Origin of the sequence: Streptomyces sp. NPDC096310 (assembly GCF_044763125.1) — a bacterium.
Taxonomy (GTDB): Bacteria; Actinomycetota; Actinomycetes; order Streptomycetales; family Streptomycetaceae; genus Streptomyces.
On the sequence record NZ_JBIWFO010000002.1, the window covers coordinates 320,516 to 332,079 of the forward strand.

The 11,564-nt window shown below is 71.0% G+C and carries 11 protein-coding genes; 3 read left to right on the forward strand and 8 right to left on the reverse strand.

The window, feature by feature from the left end:
- Positions 1-2 precede the first annotated feature (2 nt).
- Positions 3-473: a MarR family winged helix-turn-helix transcriptional regulator gene (locus ACIQ7D_RS06870; protein WP_403934334.1), complete on the reverse strand. Its 471-nt coding sequence runs from the start codon at positions 471-473 to the stop codon at positions 3-5.
- A gap of 199 nt (positions 474-672) precedes the next feature.
- On the opposite strand from ACIQ7D_RS06870, the gene ACIQ7D_RS06875 reads away from it, so the two are divergent.
- The gene (locus ACIQ7D_RS06875) at positions 673-1,236 is read left to right on the forward strand and encodes a DoxX family membrane protein (RefSeq protein WP_403934336.1); all 564 of its coding nucleotides are present in this window, start codon (positions 673-675) and stop codon (positions 1,234-1,236) included.
- 1,126 nt (positions 1,237-2,362) lie between these two features.
- On the opposite strand, the gene ACIQ7D_RS06880 is transcribed toward ACIQ7D_RS06875, so the two are convergent.
- Complete coding sequence (locus ACIQ7D_RS06880) at positions 2,363-2,605, reverse strand: hypothetical protein (protein ID WP_403934338.1); 243 nt, start codon at positions 2,603-2,605, stop codon at positions 2,363-2,365.
- A gap of 8 nt (positions 2,606-2,613) precedes the next feature.
- Positions 2,614-3,066 carry an ATP-binding protein gene (locus ACIQ7D_RS06885; RefSeq protein ID WP_403934340.1) on the reverse strand — a complete coding sequence of 151 codons (453 nt, stop codon included), beginning with the start codon at positions 3,064-3,066 and terminating at the stop codon, positions 2,614-2,616.
- A gap of 262 nt (positions 3,067-3,328) precedes the next feature.
- Between ACIQ7D_RS06885 and ACIQ7D_RS06890 the strand changes: the two genes are divergently transcribed.
- Together ACIQ7D_RS06890 and ACIQ7D_RS06895 are read left to right on the forward strand one after the other, a co-directional pair.
- Positions 3,329-4,216 carry a helix-turn-helix domain-containing protein gene (locus ACIQ7D_RS06890; RefSeq protein ID WP_403934342.1) on the forward strand — a complete coding sequence of 296 codons (888 nt, stop codon included), beginning with the start codon at positions 3,329-3,331 and terminating at the stop codon, positions 4,214-4,216.
- Positions 4,213-4,431, forward strand: coding sequence for a DUF397 domain-containing protein (locus ACIQ7D_RS06895; RefSeq protein WP_403934344.1), 219 nt, complete (start codon positions 4,213-4,215; stop codon positions 4,429-4,431). The genes ACIQ7D_RS06890 and ACIQ7D_RS06895 overlap by 4 nt, the downstream gene beginning before the upstream one ends.
- A gap of 84 nt (positions 4,432-4,515) precedes the next feature.
- Here the strand turns inward: ACIQ7D_RS06895 and ACIQ7D_RS06900 are convergent, their stop codons facing one another.
- The 5 genes from ACIQ7D_RS06900 to ACIQ7D_RS06920 form a co-directional block, all read right to left on the reverse strand.
- Complete coding sequence (locus tag ACIQ7D_RS06900; RefSeq protein WP_403934346.1) at positions 4,516-6,633, reverse strand: TerD family protein; 2,118 nt, start codon at positions 6,631-6,633, stop codon at positions 4,516-4,518.
- A 184-nt stretch (positions 6,634-6,817) separates the two neighbouring features.
- Positions 6,818-7,681: an SDR family oxidoreductase gene (locus ACIQ7D_RS06905; protein WP_403934348.1), complete on the reverse strand. Its 864-nt coding sequence runs from the start codon at positions 7,679-7,681 to the stop codon at positions 6,818-6,820.
- A 136-nt stretch (positions 7,682-7,817) separates the two neighbouring features.
- Positions 7,818-9,056 carry a beta-ketoacyl-[acyl-carrier-protein] synthase family protein gene (locus tag ACIQ7D_RS06910; protein WP_403934350.1) on the reverse strand — a complete coding sequence of 413 codons (1,239 nt, stop codon included), beginning with the start codon at positions 9,054-9,056 and terminating at the stop codon, positions 7,818-7,820.
- Entirely contained in the window at positions 9,053-9,310 is a 258-nt protein-coding gene (locus tag ACIQ7D_RS06915) for an acyl carrier protein (RefSeq protein ID WP_403934352.1), read from the reverse strand. Before ACIQ7D_RS06915 ends, ACIQ7D_RS06910 begins: the two co-directional genes overlap by 4 nt.
- Before the next feature lie 49 nt (positions 9,311-9,359).
- Positions 9,360-11,558 carry an acyl-CoA dehydrogenase gene (locus tag ACIQ7D_RS06920; RefSeq protein ID WP_403934354.1) on the reverse strand — a complete coding sequence of 733 codons (2,199 nt, stop codon included), beginning with the start codon at positions 11,556-11,558 and terminating at the stop codon, positions 9,360-9,362.
- Positions 11,559-11,564 lie beyond the last annotated feature (6 nt).

Sequence of the window (11,564 nt, forward strand, 5' to 3'; positions counted from 1 at the left end):
CCTCAGCCGCTCGGTGCGCCGTCACGCAATCGGCGGCCGACCGCGCCGAGGCTGTCGGCGAGGGCGGCGAGCTGGTCGCGGTCGAGGACGTCGATGAGCAGTTCGCGTACGAGGGCGACATGGCCGGGCGCGGAGGCGCGCAGCCGCTCGCGGCCCGCGTCGGTGAGGGCGGCGATGACGCCGCGCACATCGGAGGGGCAGGCGCGGCGGGTGACGAGGCCGGCCTTCTCCAGTTGCCCGACCTGGTAGGTGACCCCGCTCCGGGAGGTGAGGAGGAGGTCCGCCAGACCGCTCATGCGCAGCTCGCCGCCGGGGGCGTCACCGAGGCGCGCCAGGATCTCGTACTGCGGGTGGGAGAGGCCCGCGTCCTCCTTGAGCTGCTGGTCGAGGCGGCGCTCCAGGAGGATGCCGGCGGTGATGAAGCCGCGCCACGCGGCCATCTCGTGCTCGTCCAGCCAGCGGGGCTCGTCCATGGCGCCATCCTAGGCACCGGTTGTTCAAATTCAAATCACTGTGTACGGTCGTGAACGCAAGCCTTTGCTTAAACTTTCAAGGAAAGCTCGCGGACGGCTCACACCTTGTGGGCCATGACCCGTGGCTCACCGGAGCCAGGCACGGAACGGCCTCACCGAAGCGGCCCCCACCCCCTTCACCCCAGGAGAGAACGCGCTCATGTCCTCCCCCACCAGCACCCTCGCGCCCCTGTCCCGCCCCGGTTCCGCCTCCGGGGACGGCGCCCATGCCTCCACGCCCCACGCCTACGACGTCGGCCTGCTGCTGCTCCGCGTCGTCCTCGGCCTGACGATGGCCGCGCACGGCAGCCAGAAGCTCTTCGGCTGGTTCGGCGGCGGCGGCCTGGACGGCACCGGCGCGTTCTTCACGATGAGCGGCTACCCCTCCGGCAAGGCGTTCGCCGTGGTGGCCGGGCTGACCGAGACCCTGGGCGGCCTGGGCCTGGCGATCGGCCTGCTCACCCCGCTGATGGGCGCCGCCGTGGTCGGCACGATGGTCAACGCCATCGCCGTCAAGGGCACGGGCAGCTTCTTCGCCCCGGCCGGCATCGAGTACGAGATCCTGCTGACCGCAGGCGCCGCAGCCCTGGCCCTCACCGGCCCCGGCCGCATCGCCGCCGACCGCTTCCTCCCCGGCCTGAAGTCACACCGCCTGGCGTACGGAGCGTCGGCGGTGGCCCTGGGCCTGGTGGTGGCAGGCATCACCCTGCTGCTGCGGAAGTAGGGGGCGGGGCCGGGGCGGGAGCCGGGTCTGTCGGGGAAGGGTCCGCTGGGGAACAGCGGTGCCCTACCGGTGGGTTGCCGGGATGGCGGGCCGGTTGGCCCTGCGGGGCACGCAACAGTGGTGTGGGGTGGTGACGGGCTTCGTCAAGCGGCTGCCGACCGGATGGGGGTTGGGCTTCATGCCCCGCTGGTCACTGTCGGGTGGTGGGTGCGGGTTCGGGCGGTGGCCTGTCGGGGTGGGCCGGGGGTGTGTGGTGTCGGGCGGGCCGCCCCCTCCCTGATCCGATGATCGCGGCTCCAGGGTGCGCGTCAAGGGCGCTCCTCCGTCGCGTCGGCTTCGCCGATGTCGCTGCGCTCCACCCTTGACCCGCACCCTTGCGCCGCTGGAAAAGGCAGGGGGGAGGGGGCGGGGGGAAGGGTCCACTGGGGAACTGCTCTGTTCCGTCGGTGGGTTGCAGGCTGGCGGGTCGGTTCGCCCTGCGGGGCACGCGGGAGTGGTGTGGGGTGGCCCGGCTTTCGTCAAGCGTCCGCCCACCGGATGCCGGCCAGGGCTCATGCCCCGCTGGTCACCCGCCGTGGATGGAGAGGCCAGGTGACCTCGGGGCGGGTGTGACATGTGGGACGGGGTTGGTGCTCAGAGAGTGGTGCATGGACCGAGAGTCCCGGATAGGGGAGCTTTCGGTCCGCACGAGTGGAACAACGGACACCCAACCCCCCGCCAGGCCACCGCCTGAACCCGCACTCACCATCGGACAGTGACCAGCGGGGCATGAAGCCCAACCCTTATCCGGTCGGTAGACGCTTGACGAAAGCCGCCACCACCCCACTCCACGACCGCGCGCCCCGCAGGGCGAACCGGCCCGCCAGCCTGCAACCCACCGCAAGTGCACCGGTGTTCTCCAGTGGACCCTTCCCCCCCGCCCCCTCCCGAAAAAGCTCTACCAGCGGCGCAAGGGTGCGGGTCAAGGGTGGAGCGCAGCGACATCGGCGAAGCCGACGCGACGAAGGAGCGCCCTTGACGCGCACCCTGGAGCCGCGACCATCAGAGCTGGAGGGGGCGGACCGCCCGCCATAACGCACCCCGGGCCCACCCCGACAGGCACCGCCCGAACCCGCACCCACCACCCTCACAGCAGCCAGCGCCCGCGTCCGACCATGCGGGGCACCTGGCGGGCGCGGATGGTGATGTGCACCGGTTCGCGATGGCAGTGGCAGGTGTACGAGTACGTCTCCTCTGCCGCGACGAACGGCGGATCCGGGGCGCCCTCTTCCGGCCCGGGGCGCCCATGGGCCGCGTACAGCACGCCGAATACCAGCGCGATGAGGCTGATGGAGATCGCGACGACGCCCCAGAACGTCTCGTCGGCCATGGCCGCGATCACCGCCGGGGCAGCGAGCCGGACGGCTCGGGCTTCAGGTCGATCTCGGCGTAGACGGTCTTGCCGACGACCCGGGGCTCGGTTCCCCACCGGTCGGTGACCTGGACGACCAGCGGCAGCCCGCGCCCGAAGCACTCGTTCTCGTCGGCGGTCCGCAGCCTGGGCAGCCGCTCTCCACGCGGGTCGCTCACCTCGATACGGAACACGGTGGACCGCAGCACGACGGCAACCTGGAAGAGCCGGTCCCGCAGGCATCCGTGGAGCAGGGCGTTGGTCCCGAGTTCGCTCACCACCAGGCCCGTGACCCAGGCGAGTTCGGGATGCCCCCACTCGACAATGAGCCGTGACGTCCGGTGCCGCGCCAGGCTCACACTGCCGGCCACAGGCGTGTAGTTCAGCCGGTCCTCGTACAACACGGGCTCGGAATCGGGGCTTTCAAGGGGCAAAGACATGGACGCGCACCTCCATGTGCGGTCGGGGGCGTTGCCCGTACGGCCGGAAGCGCGGCGGTGGCGATACCAGGCCTGCGGCTGCCGTTAGGCAGGGCAGGGCGGTGCACTTCCGCCAGGCGGCTCCGCTGTGCGAGCGGCTGCGCACCGAACGTAGCGCCCCGAGTTGCCATCGGACAATATCGTGCAGATAATTATCCCCTGAAGAGTGATTGTCGCTCGCTGAGAGCGAGTGCAGACTATGCGTAACGTGAGGAGGCCGTGAGTGGTGGCAGAAAAACGCGGGAGCTCAGCGAACCGCCTATCGACGGTGCTGGCACGGCAGTTGGGGAGCCAGCTATTGGCCTTCCGTGACGCGGCCGGCCTCAATCAGTCGGCTGCGGCAGAGGTACTCAGCGCACAGGCGGCCAAGGTCGCCAAGATGGAGCGAGGCTGGGTGCCGTTCCGGGATCCCGACATCATCGCGCTCTGCAAGCTGTACGGAGTCGAGGACGAAGCCGTCGTTGCGAGCCTGGTCCGTTTGGCCAAGCTGGACCGAGAGCGGCGCAGGGCGAAAGGCTGGTGGAACGCACTCGACCAGAACAACCTACGCGAGTACATCGCGATGGAGGACGCGGCCAGCCTTGTACGGACGTGGCAACTCTCCTTCATTCCAGGCCTGTTCCAAACACGGGAGTACGCTCGATCGCTCGCGGTGAGCGAGGGTGCATGGATCGATCCGGATGAGATCGAGCGGATCGTAGAAGTCCGGATGAAGCGCCAAGCCCGGCTTGACGGAGAACACCCTCTGGAGGTGTACGCGGTTGTCTGGGAGGCAGCGCTCCGGCAGCAGGTGGGCAGCCCTGAGGTGATGCGCGGGCAGATGGAACATCTGCTTGACATGGCCGAGTTGCCGAACGTACGCCTTCAGGTGCTTCCGTATCGGTCTGGTGGACACCCCTGTATGGCAAATGCTTTCAACATCGTCTCGTTTGCCGAAGCGGAATCGGTCGACGTGGTTCACGTGGACACGATCACCTCTACCCTGTGGGTGGAGAACGAGGAAGACAGCTCTGTGTACAGCACGTTCTTCGACCGAACCGCTCGGAAGAGCCTCGCGCCCAAGGACTCGGTAAGCCTGATCGAAAGCATTGGCAAGGGGATGCACTCGTGATCGAATTCGTCTTCGTAAAGTCCACCTACAGCTCGCAGACCGGCGAGTGCGTCGAGGTCGCCCACAACGTACCCGGCACCATCGCCGTCCGGGATTCCAAAGCCAAGCGCGGCCCCATCCTCCGCATCACCCCCACCGCCTGGCTCACCTTCCACACCGCCCTTCGGACCAGTGACGCCGGAGAGTCCGAAGCTCACCGACGTCCTCGGCCATGACGACCTCATCGACGACCTCATCGGCGGACGCCCACACCATCGCCCGGTCTCAGCTCCGGCCGTAGCACGATCTCCGGGGCTCCCTCATTCCGGAGCCCCGGACGACAGGGACAACGCCGGGGAGGACGCCGGGGAGGACGCCGGCGGCGACAGCGGCCGGGCAGCCGGGCGGGGCGGGGTGAGTCGGCGTTCCAGGGGGGTGACGACGCTGCCCCAGAAGCGGTCCACCGCGTCGTCGACGCTCCGGATGAAGCCGGACTCGGCGGTGCCGCGCGTGGCCCCCATGCTCTTGAAGAGGGAGAGCCGGAAGCCGGTGATCTCCCCACCGCCCTTCGGCAGCAGATCCGCCGGCTCGGGACGCAGCCGCTCCAGCGTGCCGCGCGGTCCGTCGCCGTGCTCCGCCAGCAACGTCCGTACATGCAGATCGGCCGGTGCCTCGGAGAGCTGCCGGATCAGCCGCTTCGCCCAGGCCAGCGGATAGCCCTGGTCGGGTGCGGGGATGTCGACGGACGTACGGAGTTTGCCGGTCCGCAGATCCGCGGTGAGCGCGAGGATCCCCTGGATGCCCTCGATCCGCAGCTCCGCGTGGAGCCGCCCCTCCCGGCAGAGCAGATCGGCGAGCGCACCGCGCCGGGCCGTCGGGTCGGCCGCCCGCCGTACGCGCTGCACGGGCAGCACCTTCTGGCCCAGTTCTCCGCCGAGGCGCAGACAGACCTGCCGGACCAGCCGCTCCCAGCTCTCCACCACATCCACGGCCCGCGCGTCGCCCTGGCACAGCGTCTCGTCGTCGATGGCCTTACGGACGGGAACCCAGGCGGGGCCCATGTTCTGGAAGCCGTGGCAGCCGGAGTTCTCGTGCTGGAGGTAGTGCAGCAGTTCCTGGAGCAGCCAGGCGTGCGCCGCGTTCCCGACCCCCTCGTGACGGATCAGCAACTGCGCCTGGTGCGCTACCTCCGCCCAGGACAGGTGCCACAGCACGACCTTGTGCTTGCGCCGACCGTCGATCTTGACGTCGACCAGCGGGCTGCCCTCCAGGGCGACGTCGTTTCCCAGCGTGATGACCGCCTCGTACCCACGTCTGGCCGCTATGTCCAGATAGTCCTGCACCTGCTGCGCCTTGAGCGGATTGCCGTTCGTCTTCGTCTCGATCAGGGCCGTCCACAGCTTTCCCGCCCGCTCGACCCGGATCACCCCGTCGGGTCGCTTCCTGGACTCGCCGGTGCGGGCGTCGCCGTACGGCAGAGAGACTTCGGTGAACGTCTCCATTCGCCCGGCCGGCGCCCCGAACCCGGCGGTGAGCCGCCGCCCGAACTCGGGGACCTGTGCCATGACCGACAGCAGCACGGACGTCGCGCGCGTCTCGCGCTCACGGTCGCTCTTGAGCGAGGGCACGGGGAACAGTCGCGCGGAGCGCCAGGTGTCGTTCTCCGCCAGGGACTTCTTGGCGACCTTGGGCAGGGTCACCTTCTTCCGTACGGTACGGGGCCGGCGCGCGGCCGGCCCGGCCTGCTCCCCGCGCGGGATCGCCTGGGCCGGCAGGACGGCGGCGGGAGGGGACGCGGCCTCCGGGGCCCCCGGACTCCCCGTGCGCTCAGAGGACTTGGCGTCGGTCGGACTTTCCGCGGCGGGATCCGCGACGGCCTCCAGGGGCTCCGCCGCGTCGTCGACGTCGATACCGAAGTCCGTCGCCAGACCGGCCAGCCCCGTCTCGTACCCCTGCCCGATGGCCCGGAACTTCCAATCTCCGGCCCGCCGGTAGAACTCCCCGAAGACGAAGGCGCCTTCGGCCCCCGCGTCGTCGATGGAGAACCCGAGCAGCCCCTCGCCGCCCCGGTCGGTGACCGTCAGCCGCAGTCCGTTGAGGTCCCCGAACCGCTCTCCCTCGTCCCGGCTGGCCGCCACCACGATCCGCGCGACGTCCGCCGGGACCACCGACAGGTCGACACTGATCCGGTCCTCGCTGCCGCTGTCCGTCGGCGTCTTGCCCAGGAGCTGTACGCTGCCGTCCTCCGCCACCGGGTTGTTGTAGAAGAAGAAGTCCGCGTCGCCGCGGACCTTTCCCTGATCTCCCAGGAGCAGTACGGAGACATCGGCGTCGCCGTGCCCCGTCTCGCTGCTCCAACTCAGCCCCACCCGTACCGTCGTGGCATCCTCGCTCAGAGAACCCAGCCCGACGTTGGCCCCCTTGGTCATCTCGTGCATGGTGTCGCACCCACCCCCCACTACGGGGCCACCGCGTCCCCAAACGGGCGGCCCATCGCGTCGCGCTCATGTGACGCACCGCACAAGTGCGGCGCGAGAAGTGAACACTAGCGCCCAAAGTACCTGCTCGATGGCGCTTTGCAGTGAACCGATGACTCGGCGCTACCCTCCCCCGCCGACAGGATCACCCCACCGGACCGGCGACCGCCGGGGCCTGTGCCGGTAGCGGAGCCGTTGAGCGGGACTCCAGCTCGGCCACCGCGTGACGGGCGTTGCGCGTGGCCAGGGCGGGGAGCGTGGCGCGGAGGAACTGGGCGGCCCTGAGCCAGGGTTGGGCGTAGACGTGGCGGGCGCGGCGTTCGATGCCTGAGGTGATGCGGTCCACCGCCGGGACCAGGGGGTAGGTGCGGCGGGTGGGCCAGGGCAGGTCGGCGCGGAGGCGGCCGAGGGCGGCCTGTTGTTCCGGGGCGCGCACCATGTCCGTGTCCGTCCAGCTCAGATAGGCGACCCCGGTGCGTACGCCGTGGTGCGCGCCCTCGGCTTCCAGGGAGTGCGTGAAGGCTTCCACGCCGGCCTTCGAGGCGCAGTAGGCCGTCATGAGCGGGGTGGGCGCGACGGCGGCGAGGGAGGCGATCTGGAGGTAGTAGCCGCGCGACCGGATCAGCGCGGGCAGGAAGGCGCGGGCGGTGTTGACGCTGCCGAAGAGGTTGACCTCGACAACGCGCCGCCACGTCTCGGGGTCGGCGTGCCGGAAAAGGCCGCCGTTCGCGACGCCCGCGTTGGCGACGACGATGTCGACCGTACCGAAGAGCGCTTCGACGGAGCGTGCCGTACGGAGCAGCGCGTCCGCGTCGGTGACATCGACGTGCCAGTAGGCGGTCTCACCGGCCAACTCCGTCGCCACCCGGGCAAGTTCCCGCTCCTCCAGGCCGACGAGGGCGACCCGGGCGCCTCGCGCGGAGAGGGTACGGGCGAGCTGTGCGCCGACGCCGCGCGCGGCGCCGGTGATGACGGCGGTACGGCCCCGGAGGGGCGGGCACCTGCGCATGGGGGTCTCCGAACGAGGGGGGTGATGGGTGGGTGAAGGGGGTGGGCCGGGCCGGCGCCGGGTGTGGTTCCGTACGCCTCGTCCCGCGTCTCACGAGGCGTACGGGCCGGGGCTCACGAGGCGTACGGGCCGGGGCTCAGGCGCGTTCCAGTGCCAGTACCGCGTTGTGGCCGCCGAAGCCGAACGAGTGGCTGACCGCCCGGTCGATCCGCTGGCGCAGCGGCTGCTTCGTCACGCAGTCGAGGTCGAACTCGACAGCGGGCGCGTCGAGGTTGGCGATCGGCGGTACGACGCCGTGCTGGAGGGTGAGGACGGTCAGCGCCGCCTCCATCGCCCCGGCCGCCCCCATGCAGTGGCCCAGCACGCCCTTGGGCGCGGTGACCGGCGGCCGGTGTGGGTAGACCCTGCTGATCAGCGCGGCCTCGGTCGCGTCGCCCAGCGGGGTCGAGGGGCCGTGCGCGTTGACGTGCTGGACGTCGCCGGGCCGCCAGCCCGCGTCGCGCAGCGCCACCTCGGCGGCCCGCCGCGCGACGGCGCCCGAAGGGTGCGGGCTCGTCGGATGGTGGGCGTCGGTCGTGGCGCCGACGCCCGCGACCAGCGCGCGGGGGCGTGCGCCACGCGAGCGCGCGTCCTGTTCCCGCTCCAGCACCATGATCGCGGCGCCCTCGCCCATCACCAGGCCCGCGCGGTCCGCGGCGAAGGGGCGGCAGAGGAGCGCCGGGTCGTCGCCGGGGCCCGCGACGGCGGCGGCGCCCGACCGTGCGAACCCGGTCATGGCGAGCGGGAAGACGGTCGCCTCCGTGGCGCCCGCCACGGCGATGTCGCACTGTCCGGTGGTGAGCAGGTCGCGCGCCACGGACAGCGCCGTCACCCCCGTCGAACAGGCGGTGCAGGGTGCCATGCTGGGCCCGGTGGCCCGCATCTTGATGGCGATCTCGGCCGCCGCCATGTTGGGGATGGTCAGCAGGGTCCCGGTCGCCGAGATGGCCTCGGGGCCGCGCCGGTCGAGCGCGACGGCCTGTTCCGTCACGCTCGCGGAACCCCCGCTGCTCGTCCCGACGATGACGGCGACCCGGGTGCCGTCCCAGCTCCGGGGGTCGAGCCCGGCGTCGGCGACCGCCTCGCGCGCGGCGAGCAGCGCGAACTTCACATGCCGGCCCATCCGGAAGGCCGTTCGCCCGCCGATCGCCGCGTCCAGATCGATGCCGTCGACCGTACAGGCGAAGTCGACGACACAGCCCCGCAGTTCGGGCACCGTACGCGCGGGGGACACGCCCGCGCACACCCCGTTCCAGGTGGACTCCGTGTCGTTCCCGGCCGGGGTCATCATCCCGAGTCCGGTGACGGCGACGGCGGGCCTGGCCGCACCGGTCATCGGCCGACGCCCACGGCCGCCTTGTCGAGGAACTCGGTGATCTCGGCGAGGGTGGCGCCCTTGAGCAGCGTCTCCGAGTCGGCGTCGACGCCCAGCTTCTCCTTGATGATGACGGCGAACTCGGCGACCGCGAGGGAGTCCATCTCCAGGCTGTCCATGGTGGCTTCGGGGTGCATCTCTACGGCCGGCACCTTGAAGGTCTCGGCAAGGACCTCTGTGATCTTCGGATGGATCGCCTGACGGGTCGCATTCATGGCATGTCCTTTCAAAAGGTACTCAAGGCACTCAAGGTACTCAAGGGGCTCAGCGCGGCAAGTTTCTCAAAGTGTTGATAAACCTCAAAAGCCGATGGACAACATGAAATCGATCTGATAGAGGCGCGGATGGCGGCGGTGACCGCCGGCAGGTCGCGCACCGTGGCAGGGCCTCCGAGACGGTCCACGCGCCCTCCGGGTCGTCGTACGCGTCGGCGTACCCCGGGCCGGCGATGGGCCGGTCGGCGAGCATCTCCTCGGGCAGCGCGAAGGATTCGACCAGGGTGGGCGCGTACGTGGCCAGCTCCGCGATGAGGCGCTCGATCGCCTCGGGGAGTTCATCAAGGTGACGGGGGGCCAGCAGGCCATGGGCGAGCAGGTCACCGCTGTTGCGGTCGATCCACTGGAGGGCGAAGAGCAGGTGCAGCGAGCGGAGCAGGGCGGGTGCGGAGCCGGGCGCGGAGGCGGGTACGGACCCGGGCTCCGCGCCCGGCTCCGTATCCCTCGGTTCCCGTTTCCACAGCTGCCGCTCCGCCGCCGTGTACGCCTCGGCCGCCCGCCGGTACGCGTGCGCCTCCACGGCGCGCAGCGCGGCACCGGACGCCGCGTTCCAGCGGACGAGGGGGTCGCCCTGCGGGGCGCGGCCCATCCGGCGGCGGGCGCGGTCGAGCCACAACTGCTCGACGGCCAGCAGGAGATCACCCAGATGGCCCGTGTCGGACAGCTCCAGGGAGACGTAATTCGCGTCACGTTCACCGGAATCGGCGCCCGGGTCGGCGTCGGGGGCGGTGTCGCGGTCGGCGTCCGTACCCGGAGCCGGCTCCCGGGCGATGTCCATGTCGGCGTCCGTGACGGCGACCGGAGCCAGAACCCCCGCCGCAACCCTCACCGGATTCCCCACCGCACCCCCCGCCGGATTCCCCGCCGAGAAGAGCAGTTCCGCCGCCGCCTTCGCGTAGATCGCGGTGTTGTCGCCCTCCGCCGTGATCGCGCCCTCGATGTTCGCCAGCATCTCGGTCATGCCGTTGTGTTCCAACAGTCCCTGGGCGCCGCACCGTTCACGGCACTCCACGATGATCTCGCGCGCCCGCCAGGTGATCCATCCCTTGGCGACCGCCACCAGCCGTTCGGTCTCGCCCCGGTTCGCCTCGGTGCGCGTCTCCCACGCGTCGACGACCGTACGGTGCAGCAGCGTCATCGCGAAGACCGTCGCCAGGCCCCCGGTCAGCGGGCCGTGATGGCTGCGGTGCGCGAAGACGGGCACCCGCTCGGCCGCCCGGGGCCCGGTGATCAGCCGGTGCCCGCCGTACCGTACGGCGAGCGCCAGCGCGACGCGCGCCCCGCCGAGTGCGCCCGCGCTCATCGAGAGCTTTCCGGCGTTGACCCGGCCGATCGAGGCCAGGAGGCGGCGCCTCCGGTTGCGTTCCGCGCTGCTGAAGGCGCCGTCCCCGGTGATCCGGCCGAGCCGTCCCCGTACGCCGCCCAGCAGCGCGTCCCGCCCGACGAAGACCCGGTCGAACGAGGTCACGCAGTGGTCCAGCGGGCTGCCGAACCGCTCGGGCAGCAGCCGCACCCGTACCCCGGGGAGCGTGCGCGAGCCGTCCGTCAGCGGCGCCAGGAAGAGGAAGACGCCGTGGTCGGCGCCGTCCACGAGCAGCCGGGCGGCCACCACCCCGCTCTTCGCGCCGCCCGTGGTGCTGGTGTTGGGCATGAACTTCTGCGCGCCCGCGTGCGGTGTGTGCAGGACGAAGCCGTCCCTGGCGCGGTCGTACGTGGCCGTCGTCTCCAGGGCGACCGCGTCGTTGCCGTGCGCCACCTCCGTACAGAGGAAGGTGCCGATCCGGCGCAGCGTGAGGAAGTCCGTCAGATCGCGCTCGGCGTCCCCGGGGTCCCCGTCGGCGGTGTGGTCGAGGTCGAGGAGGCTGCCGAGGAAGAGGTTGTAGTGGATGCCGGCCACGGTCGTGAAGGACGGGTCGACCGGCGCCAGCCACTCGTGCAGCGCCGCGACCCCGCGCGGGTCGGCGGCCAGGCCGGCCGGGCTGTCGATCGCGCCGTTCACCGCCCGCAGCCGTTCGTACGCGAGGGACAGCCGCTCCCCGGGGGACGTGTCCGGGCGGCTGCGGAAGAGGCCGTCGGCGGCGAACCGGCGCCATGGTCCGTGCTCCCGCTCGAAGTCGTCTCCGTACAGCACGCGCGTCAGCCGCCGCGCCGTCGCCTTCCCCGCGTCCACGGCACCGCTGTTGATCATTACGCT